The organism is Tractidigestivibacter sp., assembly GCF_057241865.1.
Genome location: NZ_DBHHPX010000020.1, coordinates 17,487 through 37,780, shown reverse-complemented (window position 1 = coordinate 37,780; position 20,294 = coordinate 17,487). Strand labels below are relative to the sequence as shown.

12 protein-coding genes and 2 tRNA genes are annotated in these 20,294 nt (G+C 64.8%); 4 read left to right on the top strand and 10 right to left on the bottom strand.

Going from position 1 to position 20,294, the window contains the following annotated elements; genetic code table 11:
* The first annotated feature begins 36 nt into the window (after positions 1-36).
* The 4 genes from ACO59D_RS07885 (at position 37) to ACO59D_RS07870 (ending at position 2,663) form a co-directional block, all read left to right on the top strand.
* Positions 37-1,110, top strand: coding sequence for a response regulator receiver protein (locus ACO59D_RS07885; RefSeq protein WP_485126520.1), 1,074 nt, complete (start codon positions 37-39; stop codon positions 1,108-1,110).
* Positions 1,107-2,078 carry a hypothetical protein gene (locus ACO59D_RS07880; RefSeq protein ID WP_485126519.1) on the top strand — a complete coding sequence of 324 codons (972 nt, stop codon included), beginning with the start codon at positions 1,107-1,109 and terminating at the stop codon, positions 2,076-2,078. The genes ACO59D_RS07885 and ACO59D_RS07880 overlap by 4 nt, the downstream gene beginning before the upstream one ends.
* 31 nt (positions 2,079-2,109) lie before the next feature.
* Positions 2,110-2,184, top strand: a tRNA-Glu gene (locus ACO59D_RS07875).
* A gap of 182 nt (positions 2,185-2,366) precedes the next feature.
* The gene (locus tag ACO59D_RS07870; protein WP_485126518.1) at positions 2,367-2,663 is read left to right on the top strand and encodes a PTS sugar transporter subunit IIB; all 297 of its coding nucleotides are present in this window, start codon (positions 2,367-2,369) and stop codon (positions 2,661-2,663) included.
* A 37-nt stretch (positions 2,664-2,700) separates the two neighbouring features.
* Here the strand turns inward: ACO59D_RS07870 and ACO59D_RS07865 are convergent, their stop codons facing one another.
* The 10 genes from ACO59D_RS07865 to ACO59D_RS07820 form a co-directional block, all read right to left on the bottom strand.
* The gene (locus ACO59D_RS07865) at positions 2,701-3,699 is read right to left on the bottom strand and encodes a transketolase family protein (RefSeq protein WP_485126517.1); all 999 of its coding nucleotides are present in this window, start codon (positions 3,697-3,699) and stop codon (positions 2,701-2,703) included.
* Positions 3,692-5,350 (bottom strand): UTRA domain-containing protein, encoded by a 1,659-nt coding sequence (locus tag ACO59D_RS07860; protein WP_485126516.1) that lies wholly within the window; start codon positions 5,348-5,350, stop codon positions 3,692-3,694. The genes ACO59D_RS07865 and ACO59D_RS07860 overlap by 8 nt, the downstream gene beginning before the upstream one ends.
* A gap of 171 nt (positions 5,351-5,521) precedes the next feature.
* Positions 5,522-5,606, bottom strand: a tRNA-Leu gene (locus ACO59D_RS07855).
* Positions 5,607-5,620: 14 nt separating this feature from the next.
* Positions 5,621-6,619, bottom strand: coding sequence for a Ppx/GppA phosphatase family protein (locus ACO59D_RS07850; protein WP_485126515.1), 999 nt, complete (start codon positions 6,617-6,619; stop codon positions 5,621-5,623).
* The gene (locus ACO59D_RS07845; RefSeq protein ID WP_485126514.1) at positions 6,619-7,449 is read right to left on the bottom strand and encodes an FtsB/FtsL family cell division protein; all 831 of its coding nucleotides are present in this window, start codon (positions 7,447-7,449) and stop codon (positions 6,619-6,621) included. Before ACO59D_RS07845 ends, ACO59D_RS07850 begins: the two co-directional genes overlap by 1 nt.
* Before the next feature lie 90 nt (positions 7,450-7,539).
* Complete coding sequence (mazG, locus tag ACO59D_RS07840) at positions 7,540-9,645, bottom strand: nucleoside triphosphate pyrophosphohydrolase (RefSeq protein ID WP_485126513.1); 2,106 nt, start codon at positions 9,643-9,645, stop codon at positions 7,540-7,542.
* Positions 9,646-9,852: 207 nt separating this feature from the next.
* Positions 9,853-13,323, bottom strand: coding sequence for a transcription-repair coupling factor (gene mfd, locus ACO59D_RS07835; protein WP_485126512.1), 3,471 nt, complete (start codon positions 13,321-13,323; stop codon positions 9,853-9,855).
* Positions 13,324-14,037: 714 nt separating this feature from the next.
* Positions 14,038-14,982, bottom strand: a complete 945-nt coding sequence (locus tag ACO59D_RS07830; RefSeq protein WP_485126511.1) for a DMT family transporter — start codon at positions 14,980-14,982, stop codon at positions 14,038-14,040.
* A 25-nt stretch (positions 14,983-15,007) separates the two neighbouring features.
* Positions 15,008-16,822 (bottom strand): phosphotransferase, encoded by a 1,815-nt coding sequence (locus tag ACO59D_RS07825; protein ID WP_485126510.1) that lies wholly within the window; start codon positions 16,820-16,822, stop codon positions 15,008-15,010.
* A gap of 195 nt (positions 16,823-17,017) precedes the next feature.
* On the bottom strand, positions 17,018-20,293 hold the full coding sequence (locus ACO59D_RS07820) for a 4-alpha-glucanotransferase (protein WP_485126509.1): 3,276 nt from the start codon (positions 20,291-20,293) through the stop codon (positions 17,018-17,020).
* Position 20,294: the final 1 nt, after the last annotated feature.

Sequence of the window (20,294 nt, the reverse complement as noted above, 5' to 3'; positions counted from 1 at the left end):
ATGGGATACCATGGGGAACATCGAAGGGAGGCAGCCGTGTCGTATGACCCGAGGAGAGAAGACTACCAGCGCCTGGCGCTGCGCTATGCGCAGTCGCTGCCAAAGGGCAACCCGGTGGCTGCCGCTCACGCGTTCACGGACTTTGGTCGTCGCTTTGCCCGCGATAGGGACACGCTCCCTCAATCGGATGCCGACCGCGCCTTCCACCTGGTGGCCGTTGCCGCCGAGGTCATCGACTACCAGCTGCCCTTCTCCAGCGAGGCCAAGGCAGGCTCGCTCATTTCGCGTGGCCGCGACCTTCTTGACGAGGCCATCTCGCTTGACCCCAACTGCTACGACGCCATTCGCATGCGCGCCTCGCGCACAAGCCTCACGTTCGACGCGCAGTTCGCCTTCCTCTCCGAAGGCACCGACGAGGTTCTGGCTTCCTGCCAAGCCACGCGTGACGCGGTTCCCGATGACGGCGATGACGAGCGCATCGCCCTTAGCCGAGACATTGCCATGCGCCCCTATCGGCGCTGGATGGCCGCGCTTGCCGAGGAGGCTCTCATCTGCGGGCGCAACCGCATCTGCATAGAGACTGGCGAGCGCCTGCTTGAGCAGGACCCCTCCGACCAGTCAGACGTGCGTTTCACGCTGGCCCTTGCCTACGCCAAGCTCGAGGATGCGGCGTCGCTCGACGCACTGGCCAAGCGCTACCAGGCCGTTGTTCCCCCCCGCGCGACCGATGACGCCTGGATGGGCATAGCCCACCTGGCACTTGCCCACAAGAGCCATGACATGGCCCTGGCGCGTCAGCTCCTCGAACGCCTGTGCAGCACCTACGAGGGCTACGCCTCGGCACTCATCACCCAGATGGAGCTTCCGGATGGGGTCTTTGCTCGCCTGGCAGTGCCGCCCTACAGCGAAGACGAGTTCATCCTTGCCATCTCGGAGGCGACAGTGCTTTTGCAGGAGGGCGAGGACAAGAGCGGACGAGGAGTCCTGGGTTCATGGGTTGCCCGGGCCACCGCAAAGCTCTATCCCAAGGCGCTGGCGGAGGCCCAGGAGCTCTCGAGGCCCTACTACCAGCGCGATGGGCAGGGACCCCAGGGCGGTGACGCCTGGTGAACGGACGAGAGGAGTTTGTCCTAAGGTGCGCCCAGAGGCGTCGCGAGAAGATTGGCACTCTCTCTGACGAGGGCTTTGCCGAGCTTCGCCTGGCGGTGCAGGAGAACCCCACGGCTTTTGTGGACTCTCCCGAGCAGGAGGCGTTCGCAACGCTCGTAGGGGCACTTGAGGCGTTTCACCATGCCGAACATGATGATGAACTGCTCGATGATGACGAGTTTTGTGCCGCCCGTGCGCACAGGCTGAAGACCCTCTCGGCCGCATGCGCGCAGGCGCTCGCGCAAGACGAAGGGTGCATCGACGCCCGACTGGTTCAGACGCTTGCCGCAGAGCTGGATTCCGATGACAGGCTTGACGCCCTGCTCCAAATTGAGGGCGACGCGGACGAGAACATCGAGCTTGGCCTGGGTGCCACGGGTGATGCCTGGGACGACGTCTTCATGCGGCCCCGCCTGCGCCTGTGGGACGCCATTGCGCGCACCTGCCTTGAGAGCAGCCGCTATCGCATGGCGATCGAGGTCTCGCATGGCCTCATGGCGGCATCTCCCGCCGACGCTGTTGGCGGACGCCTCACGGCCGCCTTGGCGCTGGCTCGCCTCGAGGACGAGGAGGGCTTCAACGAGCTTGACGCGCGTCTTGCCGGGCGCGAGAACTGCTGGCTCAACCTCGGCCGCACCATCCTTCTCTACAAGCTTGGCCGCATGAGCGCCGCGCGCAGGGCGCTGCGTGGGTATGGCGAGCTTTGCGAGGGCGCGGCGTACGCCCTGCTCAGGCCTACGTACGTGGAGCTCTACCTCCCCGACAGGCCCGAGGCCCCGGCCGGCAGCTTCGAGGAGGCAACCTTCGCCGTCCACGAGGCAGAGCCCATCATCGCCGACATCCCCGACTTTGTGGGCTGGGCCGACAGGTTCCCGTGGTTCCACGCGGCAGGAGAGTCCTTCTCGGAGGATACTGGCTACGAGTGGTAGAGTTGTCTCGCTCTGATATACTCTCACCTGCGTCCCCATCGTCTAGTGGTCAGGACATCGCCCTTTCAAGGCGACGACACGAGTTCGAGTCTCGTTGGGGGCACCATTTGCACCAAGTGACAGCCGCCTTCGGTAGGAAGGCGGCCTCTTTTGTCCGTCGAGAAGCACCTCTCGCCGTAGCGGTGGCGCCAAAAGCTACCACCCGCCCCGGTCTCGGGCTACTATGGCAATGTCAAGACGGACGCTCGTGGGCAGCGATGCGCCGCCCGCATCGAGGGGAGCTCAGGGATGTCGGATAAGAAGAGGCGCATTCTCATTGCATGTGGATCCGGCATCGTGACCTCGACGATCGCACGCAAGAGGGTCGAAGAACTGCTCGACGCACACGGCTACAAGGGCCGCTACGAGATTGCGCAGGTGCCCCTGGGCACCGCAGGCGAGAAGTCCAAGGACTGCGACTTTATTGTGGCAACATCCATCTGCCCCTCAGAGCTGCACTGCCCGTTTGTGGACGGAACGCCCTACCTCATGGGGCACGGCGAGGAAGTCACCAACGAGCAGATCCTCGCCCTCATGGAGCAGTAGTGCCAGCGCGCCAAAGCACCGGCACCCGCGAGCCGCCCTACCCCAGCCGAGCACGGATGGACGCAGCCATGCCCTCGGGCGTGAGGCCCGCACGCTCGAGAAGACGGTCCTGCTCGTCCGCCTCGAAGTAGCCGTCAGGTGCACCCAGTCGCAAAAGCCCTGGTGCTGCGCGCCGTTCGAGCAGAGACTCGGCAACCAGCCCGCCAAGGCCGCCCACCACGCTGTGCTCCTCCGCCGTCACGGCAAGCCGTGCGCGGCCGAGAAGCTCAACTACGCGCCGGTCAAGGGGCCTCACGGTGCCCACGCTCACCACGCGGCAGGCAAGGCCGCGCTGTCTGAGAAGATCTGCGGCCGCAGCTGCGCGCACCGTAATGGAGCCGCAGGCGGCAATCGCAACGTCCACCATGTGCCCGGGATTGTCGTCCGTCAGCACGTGGCAGCGGCCAATCTGGAAGTCGCCCATGGGAAGCGCCGGGTCTCCGGCGGGTGCCTGCGTGATGCGCACATAGGCGGGGCGCGGATCGTGCGCAAGCTCGGCGAGCGCGGAGGCAAGCTCGGTGTTGGTCGTCGGGGTTACCACGGTAAGGCCGGGAATCGACCGCATGCAGGCCAGGTCCTCCAGCGCCATGTGGCTGGGGCCCAGAATGCCCGCATGGAAGCCTGCACCAAGCCCCACTAGCACGACAGGCGATTCCATCATCCCCAGGTTCACGCGCGCCTGGTCGAGCACGCGAGCCGTGATGAACGGCGCATACGACGGTGCGAACACGTGGAAGCCCTCGTTGGCAAGGGCCGAAGCCACCTCAACCTGGTTCTGCTCGGCAATGCCGCACTGAATGACGGAGCCCGGAAGCCTGGAGCGAAGCCCGTCCAGCGCAAGACGGCGGCCATAGTCCGAGACAACGACCATGACCTGCGGGTCATTCTCGGCAATCCCACCAAGTGCACGCCCAAAGGCCACACGAGAGTCCAGTCGGTCAAACTCGGCAGCATCCAAAGCGGCCACTGGAGCCGCGGCAGCAGCCTCCCTAGGCATGGCCCACCTCCCTGCCAAGCTCCCGTAACGCCTGTGCATAGAGCTCATCGGTCAGCTTGTTGTCGTGCCACTCTACGCAGTTTTCGGCAAACGAGAGCCCCTTGCCCTTTGTGGTGTGGGCAAGCACCGCGCGGGGGCGCATGTGACCGGGCACCAGCACGCTCCAGAGGGCGCTCACGTCATGGCCGTCCACCTCGATGACCTCAAAGCCAAAGGCGCGGAACTTCTCCGCAAGGCTTCCCGTGTCGAGCACCTGTGCCGTTGGACCATCGAGCTGCAGCCCATTGACGTCCACGATGACCGTGAGCGACCCCAGCCCCATGTGTCCGGCAAGCGCAGCAGACTCCCAGACCGAACCCTCGTTGCACTCGCCGTCGCCCAAGAGGCAGAAGACGCGCGAGGGAAGCCCGCGCCTTTCGGCGGCAATGACCAGCCCGCAGGCATAGCCCAGCCCCATGCCCAAGCTGCCGCCAGAGGTCTCCAGGCCACGTGCAGGGTCGTGCCTGGGGTGCTTGAACAGCACCGCATTGGGGCCGAGAAGCCCGCGGCCAATGTCCTCCCGTGAGACAAGGCCCGCATGGAGCAAAGCCGGGTAGAGCGAGAGCGCAGCGTGGCCCTTTGAGAGCACAAAGCGGTCACGCTGCTCCCAGGGGGTGCCATCGGTCCCCGTGCGCATGACGCCGCCGTAGAGCACGGCGAAGATCTCTGCTGCGGAAAGGCTTCCGCCCAGGTGGAACGGTATGCTCGTGTTGGCATGCGCGAACTCGACCACGCCTCTGCGGATCTCCTGCGCCAGCCCCGCGAGGCGGCGACGCTCAGAGGCCCCAAGCGCGGGGGCAAGCGCCGTAGGAAGCCAGCCGCCCTGAACCGAGGTGCCTGCGACCTCCTGCCCCGCACGCAGCCACGTGAGGCCCTGCTCGATGACCGTCGCATCGGCAAGGCCGATGGTCTGGCGCAGTACGAGCACGGGGTCATGCTCGCCACACCCCAGCGCCGCCGCGCGCTTCCCTGCCACCGTAGCGGAGTAACGCACCTTTGACCAGGTGATCTTTCTCCCCGAGCAGCGCTCTACGGCATCAAAGGCCGTCTCATGCGAGAAGTCCGCATCCTCTAAGCCCGGACACTCGCCCAAGTTCTCCCAACCCTCCTGGCAGATGACCGGCCTGCCTCCCACCGTGCGAACGCGCAGCAGGTAGAGCACCGGACTTCCGGGCTGGATGCGCAGGTGCTCGGCCACGTCTGCGGGCGCAGGCACCACGCGCTTCTCAAGCACGTGGGTCACAAAGTCCTTGCCCTGCTCGCGCAGGGACTCGCCAAACGAGAGGGGGCGCTCGCCCGCCGGATGCGCAAGGGCGCGCTCGGAGACAAAGGTGCCCGAGCCGCGCATCTGGACGAGAAACCCATCGTCCACAAGCTCGCCGATGGCGCGGCGAACAGTGCCGCGCGAGATCCCAAAGCGCGCCATGAGCTCGTGCTCCGAGGGGATGCGCGAGCCGGGCGCCCACTCGTGCAGGCCAATCTTCTCGCGCAGGAGGTCTGCCAGCTGGGAATATACGGGGGCAGACCCCGCTTTGCCGGCGACTCGCCTCACAGCCCCGTCAGCCACTGCCTGCGGCGCGTCATGAAACGTGCCCTTGCCGTTCTCTGCCATGTCGCCCCTCCCCTGCCTCAGGCGCATCGACGTTGCGAGACATAGTTGTACACCACTTGTCTCCATATGTAGCACGCAACGGGATGTTCTGGGCGCATGCGCCAAAACAACACGGCGGGCGTTACCCCGGCACATGGCTCCGGCAACGCTGTGCCTCCGCGAGAAGCGGGCTGGTAGGGGCGGTGGGACTCGAACCCACAATCCTTTCGGCGAGGGATTTTAAGTCCCCTGCGTATGCCAATTCCGCCACGCCCCCAGGTATGTGGCGCCTTACTGTCCCGGCGCCTTGAGCGGCCTCATGACGGGCTTCCAGACCACCGGAGACTCGCGCCCATCAAGCATAGCAGCAGCGACGATGGAAAGGCCAAAGAGAAGGTCGCTCTCGCTCACGGTGAGGCTTGGGAATCCCGTCTGGCACAGGAGCTCAGAGATGGCAACGGCACCGCCCAAGATCACGGGCGCGCGCTTTGCCTGGATGCCCTTGAGCGTGGCGCGCTCTTCCTGCGCGAGGGCGGCCAGGCGCTGCTCAAGCGCCCCCACGCGCTCGCACGAGAGCTCGTGGAGATGCACGTAGGACGGGTCGTACGGCTCAAGCTCGCCGTCTATGGCCACGAGCGTGGTCACCGTTCCGCCCGTGACCACAAGCGCCTGGGGGTCTTTCATGCGGTCGCCGGCATCTGCAAGCGCCTGTGAGAAGAGCCGTCCTGCGTACTCGTGTGCCTGGGCCAGATCCTCTGCAGAGGGCGGGTCTTGACGCGAGAGGAAGCGCTCCGTCAGGCGCCTGCAGCCAATCTGGACTGAGGTAACCCAACCCAGGTCAAGCGTGCCGCCGGAAAGCTCTCCCACGGCAAGCTCGGTGGAGCCGCCACCGTTGTCGGCAACAAGGATGCGACGGTCGTCGAAGTCCTGCGCAACCCCCAGGAAGGTGAGCGCGCCCTCGATCTGTCCGGGGATGACAAGCGGGTCAAGCCCCAGCGAGGCCAATGCCGCACCCAACTCGGGCGAGTTCGAGGCATCGCGGGCGGCGCTTGTGAGCGTGCAGCACACGGCCTCGGCACCGGACTCGCGCGCCGAGTCGACGTAGGCCTTCGCGCACGCAAAGACGCGCTCCATGGCCTCCTGCGCGAGCTTGCCGGTCCTGTCGACGCCCTGGCCAAGGTTGCAGATGTTCGACTGCTTGCCCAGGCAGATGACGCGCGGCCCCTCGACGTCTGCCACCGCAAGGCGGCAGGTGACGGTGCCAATATCGATAACTGCGACCCTGCGCATTAGTTGCCGCTCCCCGCTGTGTCGCCATGGTACTGAAAGATTACGTCGGCAACGCTCACGTACCAGGGGACGTCTGCCGAGACGTACGTGCCCGTGCCCATGGGGGTGGCATCGGAGCTTTCGCCCGGCAGGCCCTCGACCACCACGCCCGTCTCGCCCTCACCCACATAGCCGCGCTGCCGCGCGAGGTCCTGGACGCCCTCGGGCGTCATGAGGGCGTCGACGTCGCTTGTGAGCTGGTCGTTGCTCTGGGTGGTGACGTCATAGGTGGCCTGGAGGTCAAGGCCCAAGCGCCACGCGGCATAGAGGCTGCACGTAGGCCCATAGAGCATGACTACCACGGCGATGACGACGGCAGCGATGATCACCGGGAAGCGATGCGCAGAGACAAACTCCTCGGCACGAGAGGTCGTGGCAGAGGCAGCAGATGTGGCCCCGGAGGCAACACCCGCGACCTTGTCGGCAACGCCAGAGACGGCTGCCGAGGCAGGCTCTGCGGCACGCCCGCCACGACGCTCGGAACGCGACCGCACGCGAGGGGCGCGGGCAGCTCCCACGGAACGCGTTTCCCTGGAACGGCTGGTAGACGCGCTGCGAGACGAGCGCCGACGGGCGGCCGTGGACTGCATCCCGTCCGAGCGAGGCCGCGGGGCGGAGCCCGTTCCCACATGGCGACCGGTTGGGCCGTCCTCCTCCACGCGTACGCCCTCCCTCACTGCCGAGAAGGGCGGACGATGGCTTCTGCCTGTGGAATAGGTGTAGACAGCCGGACGGGGCACCATGCTTGTGGACCCTCCCAGCGCAATCTCCATGCTTGAATATCTGCTCATGCCGTCGCTTCGTTTCTAGTGTGGTTTGGCGTAACAGCGCGGGTCTACCGCATGGGTTCCAGTCTATACCAGAAGGGCTCGCGGCTAGGCTCAGGACCAATTCTCCTCTCGCTTCGCACGGTCCCAAAGCTCGTTAAGCTCAGCGGTCGATAAGGCAGTGAACTCTCGGCCGTCCTTGCGGGCCAGCTCCTCCATGCGCGACCAGCGGTGACGGAACTTGTCATTGCTCTGCGCAAGGGCTCCCTCAGCGTCGATTCCCTCCATACGCGCAACGTTTACCAGCGCAAAGAGCAGGTCGCCGAACTCGAGCGCACGGCTTTGCGAGCCCTTGGGCTCTCGTTCGAACTCATCGCGCTCCTCGCGCACCTTGTCCCACACACCAGAGACGTCATCCCACTCGAAGCCCGCCTTGGCCGCACGGGCGCTGATCTTCTGGCACTGCATGAGTGCCGGCATCGAACGCGGAACCGAGTCGAGAAGACCCGCCTGGCCCTTCTCGCCGGCGAGCGTGGCGCCGGTCGTTTCGCGTTCGTGGCGCTTCGCATCGTCCCAGATGCGCGCGACGTCCTCAGGGGTGGATGCGTCTGCGTCTCCAAAGACGTGTGGATGGCGGCGCACGAGCTTCTCGTCAATGGCGCGACAGACGTCGTCGATGTTGAAGGAGCCCTCCTCCGATGCCACCTGAGAGCTGAGAACGACCTGGTAGAGCACATCTCCCAGCTCCTCGGCCATGTGAGAGGGGTCACCTGTGCGCAGGGCGTCGGCCGCTTCATAGGCCTCCTCGACCATGTAGTGCACAAGCGACTCGTGTGTCTGCTCGCGGTCCCAGGGGCAGCCGTCCTCCTGGCGAAGCCGCCAGACCGTTCGCACGAGGCGGTCGAACTCACGGTGCGCTCCAGGGGCGCCGGGGCGCGAGAGGCTCTCGGCGTCCACTGCGTCAAGTCCACTTGCAGCAGACGCAGAGACCGCAGCCCCCGACGCCGGCCGCAGCACGCCTCTGCCCTCCTCGGCAACGTCCCCGCGCATGGCAGCGGCCAGCGCCTCCGCAACAATTGCCGCGCCCGTGGAGCCCGGGTGCAGGCGTCCGTCGGCAAACATGAAGGGGTTTCTCGGTAGAACCCCCAAGCCGTCGACCACGGTCACGTTGGCATGGCGGCGGCAGGCGCGCTCGATGGAGCGACGCACCCAGGAAAGCGGCTTGCCGCTGGGGATGCCAGCAAGCGTGGCCTCGTCCTCCTCGTCCGCGCGCCAAAGCGGCGTGAGCACGTAGATGGGAGTCTTGGGAAAGAGTTCGCAAAGTCGGTCGAGGTAGGCGGCGACATCGCGGCGCATCTTCTTGCCAGACCCCTTGCGTCCCCAGTCGTTGGTCCCGTACGCCACGGTGATTGCCGCAGGCGGGTCTTTGTGTAGCGCCTTCATGCCAATGAGCGTCCGCGGGTCAAAGACGTATCCGCAGACAGCCTGGTTTACAAGGTCAAGGCCAAGCGCCTCTGCGAGGAGCGCCGGATACGCCAGCGACGGGCAGCCCACAACAAAGCCCTGGGTAATGGAGTCACCGAGGGTGAGGAGGTATCCGCGGCGCCGCGCGGGTGTCGCCGTACCGTTCGTGGCGAGGCGCCCCACGGCAACCGACATGATGAGCGGCAGGTAGATGCGCACTTCGACAGGCGCGTGCCCGGGGTTGTCAAAGTCCACGGAGATGCGACCGTCACGCACCGCAGCGGTATGGACCTGTCCGCCCTCGATGACCACGTCGATACCGTCTACCAGGCCGTCCTCTGCCTGGCCAAGGCTTCCCAGGCGGCTCATGACCGCGTCGTAGAGCGGGTGCGCCGGATCGAGGGCCCCTGTCACGCGGCAGTCAAGGGAGACCGCGTTGCCCGTGGTCACGAGTGCCAGGCACACGCCGGCCGTCGCACAGGCCCTGCGGCCACGGCCAACGGAGTCCAGGTAGCGCAGCTGCTTCTTTGAGAAGCGATAGGGCTCTATCAGGCCGTCGTCCGCATTCCCAACGAGAAGGGCACCCCGCAGATAGTCTGTGATGTCACCGGGAGCTGGCGTTGTGGTCGGGGTGGCTGCGGCCTCCCCTGTGAAGTGCAGGGTCCCTCTCGACCCCATGCGCGCCGCAGCGAGCGCCGTGTGCGCCAGCCTGCCAGACCTGACGAGCCTTGCCCTGTCGTTCTTGCTCAAAGCCATGGGGCCCGCTCCTCTCATCGTGTTTCTGTGGCCAGGTGCCACCAGGGTAGGACACCTGCGCCCTTGTCGGCCCGATTGTGTTGCCGTCCGTCACACATTCGTCAACGATTCTGTGACATCCTGCGCGCGTCACACATTCGGTCCCAATCGTGTGACAACCCGCAACACATTCGTCGACGGCCCAGGCCCTAGACCCTGGGGCACGTCCTACTCGTCGTCCGTCTCGTCCCCGCCACCAATCTCTTCCAACACGCCAAGCGCGGCAGGCATGACCTCCTCCTGCTTCGCATGGAAGGGGTATGCCAGCTTGTGCGTCTTGGGGTAGACGAGAGCCCCGCGCTCCTTGAGCTTGAGCACCTCCGTGCGAGGCACGTCAATCCCCTGATAGACGAGACGCCCGTTGGTAAGCGAGACTGACGTGCATCCCAGGCGCTGCGCGCGGATGCGGATGCGCGCGCGATCAAGAAGGTTGCGCCCAGCAAGCGGCAGCGCCCCGTGGCTCTCCTCCAGGTCGTGCTGGAGCGCGTCCACGTCGGCAAGCTCGGTTGCAGCCGCAAGCCTGCGATAGGCAAGCACGCGCTGGTCGACCTCGGGCATGTACTCCTCCGCAAGGTAGAAGTCTGCCGAGAGGTTAATGGTGACTTCGGGCACCTCCACCTCGGCCGTCTCGCCGCGCGCCTCTGCAACGGCCTCGCCAAGCATCTGAGTGAAGAGGTCAAAGCCCACGCTTGAGAGGTTGCCGTGCTGCTCGGCGCCCATGAGCGAACCGGCACCGCGAATCTCGAGGTCGCGCATGGCTATGCGCATGCCGCTGCCCAGGTCCTGGTACTCGTTGATGGCCGTGAGGCGGTCGGTGGCCTCGGGCGTGAGCGGTGCCGTCGAGGGGAACATGAAGTACGCGTACGCCTGCGTGCGGCCACGGCCCACGCGCCCCTTGAGCTGGTAGAGCTGTGCCAGGCCCAGGCGCTGCGAGTCCTCGATGACCAGCGTGTTGGTGCGCGGGTTGTCAAGGCCGCTCTCGATGATCGTCGTGGCCACCAGCACGTCGATTTCGTGCTCCTGGAAGCGCAGCATCACGTCCTCGACCTCGCGGGCACTCATCTTGCCGTGCGCCACGCCCACGCGGGCCTCGGGCGCGGCCTCCATCACGCGGTCCACGGCGTCGTCGATGGTCGTCACGCGGTTGCTCACGTAGTAGACCTGCCCCTTGCGCTCGAGCTCGTTGCGAATGGCAGCCGAGACCAGGTCTGGGTCCCACTCCCCCACGTGCACCCTTACCGGCAGGCGCCCCGGCGGTGGCGTCATGATGAGGCTCATGTCGCGCACGCCGCTCATGGCCATCTGCATGGTGCGCGGGATGGGCGTGGCCGAGAGCGTGAGCACATCGACCTGCTCGCGCATGTTCTTGAGCTGCTCCTTGTGCTGCACGCCAAAGCGCTGCTCCTCGTCGATGATAACGAGGCCCAGGTCATGGGGGTTAACATCTGCAGAGAGGAGCCGGTGCGTGCCAATGAGCACATCCACCGCACCTACCGCAAAGCCCTCGAGCGCCTGGCGCTGCTGCGCCGGAGTCACAAAGCGCGAGAGTACGCGAACGTCCAGTTCAAAGGGCGAGAAGCGCGCAAAGAACGTCTCGAAGTGCTGCTCGGCCAGAATCGTCGTGGGGCACAGCACCATGACTTGCTTGCCGTCCTGGCAGCACTTGAACGCCGCACGAAGGGCAACCTCCGTCTTGCCAAAGCCCACGTCGCCGCAGAGCAGGCGGTCCATGGGCTTTCTCGCCTCCATGTCGGCCTTGATGTCGGCCACGGCAGAGGCCTGGTCGGGAGTGGGGTCGTAGGGGAAGCTTGACTCCATGTCCAGTTGGGCCGGCGTGTCGGGCGAGAACGCATAGCCCGTCACCGAGGCGCGGCGGGTATAGAGGTCAACAAGGTCAAATGCAAGCTTCTTGGCCGAGCGCCTGGCTTTGCCCGTGGCGCGCGACCAGTCCGCCGTGTTGAGGCGCGTGAGGCGTGGGCTCGACCCGTCGGGACCCACGTAGCGCGTGATGCGGTCCACCTGCTCGAGCGGCACGTAGAGCTTGTCGCCGCCAGCATACTCCAGAAGGAAGTAGTCGCGCATGCGACCGGCGACCTCTTGGCGCACGATCTGCGAGAAGAGCGCGATTCCGTGCGTGGCATGGACCACGTAGTCACCAGGCTTGAACGGGGACGTCACGCTCGTGGGGTCCACGCGCTTCGCACGGCGACGGTTGCGGGCCGTGCGCGGCGTGAGGTCAGAGATCGAGAGCACGCCCAGGTGCGCCGAGGGCACCACAATGCCTGCGGGCACCGGCGCGTCGGTGAAGATCACGGAGCCGCGCCGCAGCGGCTTTGCGGTATCGTTGGCATCCGGCGAGGTCACGGGGATGGCATTCTCGCCCGCCGACCCCAAAGATTCCGCAAAGGGGATGTGCTCGTCGTTCAAGCGCAGCTCAAGCGATTCTCGGGCGCCGCGGTCCGGAGCGGCAAAGACCACGCTGGCATTGTCGTTCACCAGCTGGCGCACCACCGATATGAGCTTGCTGTCGGCACCAGCCACGTCGGGCTGGCGCACCTTGAGCTCCGCCGTCATCGATCCGCCCACGCGCAGGATCGACGAGAGGGACAGGCGCTGCTGGCGACCAAAGTCCATCTCGCGCGGGCTGGTGTAGAGGCCGTCGGTTGGGACGTGCGCCGACGACGCCGAGGCAGCAATGTCTTCTGTGGCGCGCTGGCAGTCATCAAAGAGCGCACGGGGCTCCGAGAGAACGATCAGGGCATCCTTGGAGATGTGCTCGATGGGGCTGGCTGTGCCGCCATAGAGCATCGGCAGGTACTTCTCGAGTGACGGCTGGACAGAGCGCGCCTGGATGGCCTCGAGGTCTGCCGCAACCCTGCCGTTGTCGTGCGCACGGTTGTAGAGGGCCTTCTCGGCCCTGGTGACGGTCTCGTTGGTAAGGGCCATCTCGCGGCAGGGAACCACCTCGACCGAGTCCAGCTCGCCGATGGTCTGGCCCGTCGAGAGCACCATGCGGCGCACGCGGTCAATCTCGTCGCCAAAGAACTCGATGCGCACCGGAGACGTTGCCTGCGCGGGAAACACGTCGACGGCGTCTCCGTGCACATGGAAGGTGCCCGGCGCTGCCACATCCTCGGCATCGCCCACGTCCGCATAGCCCATGCCCACCAGCAGCGGAGCCACGTCCTCAAAGGGCACTTCGTCACCCACCGAGAAAAAGCTCGAGGCAAAGTAGCCCGAGCCCACAGGGGGGACGCGACGGAGAAGCGTCGGTGCCGAGGCCACAACCACACAGCTCTCGCCTGCGGCCAGGCGGGCAATCGAGCGGCAGCGTGTGCCAATGACGGCGTCGTCGGGGGCGGTGTCGGCCCAGGGGTAGTCACGCCGCGTGGGATAGCGCGCCACAACATCTTGCCCCAGCCACGCGGCAAGGGCGCGGGCCGTGCGGTCGGCGGCTTCCTCGCCGGAAACAACCACCAGGCAGGGGCGAGGGTTGTGCGCCCACAAAGCTGCAATCACAAGGGGGCGGGCGCTCTGGCCCACGGCGAGCGAGGCGTCCCTGCCGGCACGAAGCTCATGGAGAAGCGGCGTGAGCTCCGGCGCGGAGAGAAGCTGACGAGAGACGCGGTTGATGAACATACGGGGAGGCTCCTTGGGCAAGTGGCATGGTCATGAAAAAACTGCCCGCGCACGGTTGCGCGCGGGCGGTGCCTGACGGTCCTTCTTCGCGATTGTAGCAGGTAGAAGTCGCTGAACCCAGCCACACCACGTCCGCACAGCTTTGGGCGCAGGCCGGAAGGCGAGCACTCCAAAACTGCGACTCAATCACAGCCCCAGCGACTCGCCACCCCGCTGGGATAAAGTCACCAGCAGCCGTGACGTCTCTCCTCGAGGCCATCGTCCACGACGCGATGCACAAAATTGCCCTAGCGCTGGGAAAACGGAGTGCCCATGCACAAAAACGGTCTATCGCGGGGTCTTTTGGTGACCATAGGATCAACTATTGAACCATAGTTCCATTAGACTGCATACATTATCATCAAAATGCACTATTATGCATACTATAGTTGTACCTTTGATGTCGGTGCTGCAAAGTGCCCCGCGATAGACCGTTTTTGTGCACGCGAGACGGAAATTCCCAGCGCTAGGGCAATTTTGTGCATCGACTGGTCCGATGCCCCGACAGAAACACGTGGCAGATTGCCGCGAGGGGTGTGGGGCGCCATGGCGGCTCAGGGCGCAACGAATTCCAAGCCGCTGTTCGAGCTCACTAGGCAGCAAGCCTGTGGCTCTCCGAGAGGATACAACTGAGCTGCAGCCTTTCCTGAAGCACGAACGCCACCTGCCCCGCGCCTACGCCGAGGCCCCTTTCCCGCGGGAGAGAAGCGGCCTCACGTCCGTAGCAGCAGCTATCGCACCCAAGATGATCGCGGTGGCGCACACAACCCCACGCACGTCGGGCATGGTGCCCAAGAGCAGCATCGAGAACGGGATGGCCCACGCGGAGTACGTGATGTTGAGCGCCATGGCCCTCGAAGCGCCAATCGTTGCGATCGCCTTGTAGTAGAGCAGGTAGGACACCGTGCCCGAGAGCGCGGCAAGCGCGATGGTGGGCATGGAGCCTGAGGAAAGAACCTCAATCGCGCTGGGCCAGCCGCCCAGGAGCGGCAAAATGACGAGCGCATACGCGACGGCCGAGGTGGTCTGCCTGATCTGCATGGCACACTCGTCATCCACGCTCGCGTTGCGCAGGCCCCAGTCGATCACCACGGCCTCGGTGCCCCAGCCAAGCACGCACACAAGTGCGCCGACAATGCCCGTGGTCCAACTTCCGGGCACCCCGTCAACAGGCGTCCAACCCAGAACCGCCACGGCAACCAGGCACACGGCAAGGCCCACCCACTGGTAGGGGCGCATGCGCTCCTTGAGCACAAGCGCGGCGAGCGCCGCGCCGTACGCCGGGAAGAATGCCGAGATGGCAGCTGTATACGCAGGACCAATGTTGTTGATGGCAAGCACGTACCCCGTCATGCCCACAGGGCCGCCGATGAGGGCCGCGACCACAATGACCAACCCCGCCTTGCTCCGCAGGGTCTTCCAGGTCTCGCCGAGCTTATGACGCAGGCCCATATAGCCAAACGCAAAGGCTGCAGAGCAGGCATCGTGCAGGAAGGTGCTGGTAAACGCTGCGAGCGCAATTCCCTGGGGCGACGAGAAAAACGCTGGGCCGGCAAGTGCCATGCCAAGAATCACCGTGTCGAGCGCCCAGGTGAGCGCTGCTCCAAACCCATAGGGCATGTGTTCCCCTCTCGGATAGTCTTCGTCAACGATTGTCTGCGGCAATGCCGTCACTTGCGCGACGGGCAGCGCCGCGCCCCGCCTTCGAGGCGTCATCCCTCTCGTACCAAGAGAGAACCTCGTCTATATAGGTCGTGGCGTAGCTCTTGTAGATGTCGAGCCACTCACCCACACCAGCGCCCTCGGCATCCTTCTCGAGCGCCCACACGTACCAGCACCAGCCGCCCAGCACCACGCGGGCCCAGAAGTGGCGACGCTCCCCAAAGGTTGCCGGGCGTCCAAAGTAGGCGTCGATAGCAGCGTTGGCCTGCGCTTCATCGTACTGAGAGCAGATGATGAACGTAGCCGTGTCGTTGCCCGGGTCGCCCATGCCGGCAAACTCCCAGTCGATTACGCTCATGGAGCCGTCCTTGCCGATGAGGAAGTTAAGCGGCAGATAGTCGTTGTGGCAGAAGCACGTGGGGAAGCCCTCGTCCGCCGAGGAGAGCGCGTTTAGGCGAACGATCTTCTCGCGAAGCCCGTGGTAGCCGGGGATGGCAATGGGACCATGCTCGAGAAGCAGACGCTCATAGCCCAAGCCGTCGGCAAAGAAGTCGAAGCTGGTGCCGATGCTGGCACCGGACTCGTGGATCTGCCTTGCAAGCGCCATGGCGCGCGCGACCTCGTCGGGATTGAAGGGGTCCACGCTCCTTGCGTCCGCGACAAAATGCGAGAGCTTCCAGCCGCGCTCCGGGTCCTCGCAGATGAAGGTGCGGTCAATGCCAAGGTTGCGGGCCACGGTGTCCGCGTCCGTCTCGGCCTTGCGATTGATGAACTTCTCGGTGCCTCGGCCGGGCCGGCGGTAGATGTACTCCCGCTTGCCAACGGAGAAGTGGAAGCTCTGGTTGGTAAGCCCTTTGGTCACAGGATAGAAGTCGTGCAGGTCCGAGCGATCACAGCCCAGGGCAAGCGCCACATCGTCGAGCGGCTGACACGTGACGGTATCCAAGAACTCGGGATCGAAGGCGGCAAGCTCGTCGAGCGAGTCGAACTCCTGAACCATGCCTTCGGGGTAGTGGCGAATCTCCATGTCAAACTCATCGAGGTGGCTGGCAAAGATTGCCTCCCACAGGTCCCCCGCGTGCGCCTTGCCATACGACGGATCCGACACGACCTTGCCAAGGATGTCCACAAACGCGGCCGAGAAGGCCTGGTCGAAGTACACGTGGCCGAGCATGACCCAAGCGTCGGACCCACCCACGTCTACCGAGACGATCCTTCCGTCCTCGTTGGTGCCCAGGCACCACTCGTCCGTGGGACCATCGACGTACACCGCAGCGTAGTAGGCCTTGTAGACGTAGGGCTCAAAGGGGTTCTGCATGAAGTAGTCGTCCGAGGAGCACACGTAGGTGTTGCTCAGCTGGCTGCGGACAAGCCACAGCGTCCAGTTGTTGTTTCGTTCGGCATAGAGGTCGTTCGTGACCAGGCGAACGCCGAACTTGCCCTCGAGGTAGGAAAACTCCCCCGCCTGGTAGCCCACGACAACGGTGATGTTGGTGATACCGGCCTCGTGGAGCTGGCGAATCTGGCGCTCGATGAGAACCTCGCCGCGCACGCTTGTGAGCCCCTTGGGACGCTCGTACGAGACGGGCACGAAGCGGGACGAGAGGCCCGCTGCCATGATGATTGCGTTGTCCACGCGGTATGGCTCGAGCGCCATGCGGCCGAGGTCCGTAAGGCCATTGTCCATGACAAGCCCCGAGGTGCGAAGGCCAGCGAACTCCGTGGGCTCCGCCCTGTCGCCATCCCCCCTGGTGGCCAGAGAACTCAAGACATCGAACTCTTTGCGCGTGAGTGCCATGGTCGAATCCTTCTGACTAAGGTAAGGTTCAGGTAAAGGATGACGACTATCATAACTGAACGCCAACAGGGAGCTTAAGAAAATATTCAATTAGATTGAGTTTGTCATAACCGCGGGCTGGACAGCTGGTTCTGCCGCCTGGGGGCCCGGCGGACACGCGACCACCAGGCCCCCCAGGCCACGCAAGCATGGCGCTTACCTCTCGACGGCCCTTCCCGAGCCGTCCGCAAGCTCATTCAGCCATTCGGTCGCGGCACGCACGTCGCTCTCGGTGGCCCTCCACGTCCAGTTGCCCTCGGCCACGCCAGGCACGTTCATGCGCGCGTCATCGCCTAGGAGCAGCACGTCCTGCAGCGGCATAATCACCACATCGTTCTCCACGCCAACAGTACGACGCTCGATGTCACGCGCAAGCTCGACAGCCTTCTCTTCATCGCCGCCTGCGAAGCTTCGGGCGCACCAGCCAACGAGCGTCTCGGTGTCATGCGTGCCCGTGTAGACCACAGTCCCCTTGCCGGGCGTGAACTCCTTGCGAACGTCCTGGTCGGCAAACTGCACAATGCTCATGCCGGGCACGCCCGTCTCGGCGATAAGCGCACGCACCGCCGGCGTGACGTTGCCCAGGTCCTCGGCAATCAGTGGCAGGCCGCCGAAGAGCCTGTTTGCGGCACGGAAGAGGTTTGCCCCTGGCCCGAAGGCATACGAACCCTCGGTTGCCGGCTTGCCCGCCTCAATCGCGTAGTACGAGGAGAACCCAATGAAGTGATCCAGCCGCACGTAGTCATAGAGCTTGAAGGCTCGGTCAAGCCTGCGGAGCCACCAATCGTAGCCATCAGAGCGCAGAGCATCCCAGTCGTAGGTGGGGTTGCCCCAGAGCTGGCCCTCGGTGGAAAGCTGGTCGGGCGGAGCGCCGGCCTGCATCGCGGCACGTCCGTCCGCGTCGATGTCAAAGATGTCGGGCTCGCTCCACACGTCGGCAGAGTCCTGCGAGACGTACATGGGCATATCGCCCACGATGCGCACGCCTCGCTCGGCGGCATACGCCCGAAGCTCGCTCCACTCGCGCTGAAACTCAAACTGCAGCTTGCACGTAATCTCGATGCCCACGGCAAGCTCGGGGTCATCTGCCAAGTGCGGAGAATACCCGCGATACTGCTCTGGCCACAGCTGCCACGGCGCACCGTCGAACTTGTCCTTGAGCGCGCAGAAGGTGGCATAGGGGGTAAGCCAGTAGTCGTTGTCATCGCAGAACTCCACAAAGCGACCGTCGCCAAAGAGCGCGTCATCGGCAAGGACCTCCTCGGGATTACGCTCGAGAAGGGCGATGTTGCCCGCAAAGGCAGCCAGGCCCGCGTAGGGCGAGCCGTACTCGTCGGTGGGGTTCACCGGAAGCACCTGCCAGTAGCGCTGGCCGCAGCTGGCAAGCCAATCGACGAAGCGCCTGGCGGGTGCCCCCAACGTTCCCGGCTTGCCGTCGTTGGGAATCGAGGTCACATGGCACAGCACGCCCATGCCGCGCTCAAGAGGCTTCTGCAGGCGCTCGTGCCTGTGGAAGTGGAGCACCGCCGTCCCCAGTGGCCAAAGGAAGACCTCGGCCTGGCCCTGAGAGACCTTGGGATCTTGGCCGGAGATGACGTCGGAGACCTCCATGCCGCTTTCGATGGGCACGCGTACGGTACGAGAGACATGCAGGCTCGCGTTGACAAGCACGCAGACGCAGTCGCTCTTGATGCGGCTCCTGCGCCAAAAGCCAAACACGTCATCGCCAACGGAAAACGGGTTAAACCTGCCGTCCACCAGCACGTCAAGCGTCTTGCGCACGGCAATGGCATTGCGGTAGATGTCGAAGCAGTCCTTGTCGCCGCCGTCCCACGGATACGTCGCGCGGTTGTGGGGGTCGCGGAACCCCTCCATGCCACACTCGTCTCCGTAGTAGATGCAAGGGACGCCAGGCAGGGTCATCTGCAGCAGCGTAATGGCCCAGAGGCGACTCTTGGCAAGGTTTCGCTGACCGGGGTCCAGCCTATAGGACGCACACTCCGACTCGGAGAGCGCATCGGGGTTGGGAGCACCGCCGAGCATCGTGAACAGACGCGCACGATCATGGCTTCCCAGCAGGTTCAGCTCGCTGTAGAGCGCTTGGCCTGGGTAGTTCTCGCCCAGCTGTTCCAAACGCCGCGTGAGCTCCTGCGCGCCAATCTCGTTGCGCATGAAGGCGAGAAGCCCCTTGCGCAGCGGGTAGTTCATCGTGCCGTCAAGCTCAGAGCCCTCAAAATACTGGCGAAGCGTCCCGTAGGCCGTCTTGTTGCTGGCGTCCTCCCACACCTCTCCGATGAGAAGGCCGTCGGGCTTCTCGGCGAGCACCGCATGCTTGATGTCGGCGATAAACGAGTCCGGCAGCTCATCGGCCACGTCCAGGCGCCAACCGCGCGCGCCGTCGCGCAGCCAGCGGCGCACTACGCCCTCGCGGCCGCAAATGAACGCATGGTAGGAGGGATCGTTCTCGTTGATGGTCGGCAGGTCGTCCACGCCCCACCAGCTGTCGTACGTCCCGTCGTCGCGGAAGGTGTACCACAAGCGGTAGACAGAGTCCACGTCCTGATAGGCGCCCACAGAATCCGGGTAGTTGCCATACTTATTGAAGTAGCGAGAATCGCATCCGGTGTGGTTGAACACGCCGTCCAGAATCACCGAGATACCCATCTCCTCGGCATCCACGCACAGGCGGCGGAAGCTCTCCTCGTTCCCCAGCATGGGATCGATTGCCATGTAGTCACCGGTGTCGTAGCGGTGGTTGCTCGCCGCCTCGAAGATGGGGTTGAGGTAGATGACCGTCACGCCAAGGTCCTTGAGGTAGCGCAGCTTCTCGCGGACGCCCTCAAGCGTGCCGCCATAGAAGTCCCAATGCTTGATGCGGCCGTTCTCGTCCTTGTCGTAGCTGGGCGGGGTCGACCAATCGTCAACCAGCGTGCGGCCGGGACCCGCGATGTGCGGGCGCTCCATGGCCACATCGACCCTGTGCCGCCAGTCCTTGCCGCGGAAAAAGCGATCGGGGAAGACCTGGTAGACAATGCCGCCGCGATACCAGTTGGGCTGGATGGCGCGCTGCTTGTAGACCGTGATCTGGAACGACGGCGGGTCTCCGTAGGCAAACGCGCCCTCGCCGGTGGTCCAGCCGGGTTGTGCGCCGTAGCGCCATACGGCACCATCCGACGCCTCGATGTCAAAGCTGTACCAGATGACGCCGGTACGCTCCGGCGTGAAGGTGACCGAGAAGTGCGTCACGCTGCCGCGCCTCTCGCCATGCATCTCGAACAAGCGCTCGCCAATGCCATCGGCCCAGGTGCGAAGCGTGCAGAACACGACTTCGTCATCCCAGACGTCAATGCCTACAGTAACGGCGCCGCCCAACCGGACGGCGCCAAAGGGATATCGGTACTCCCTGTCGGAAGTTACGTGACGCGCCTTCAAG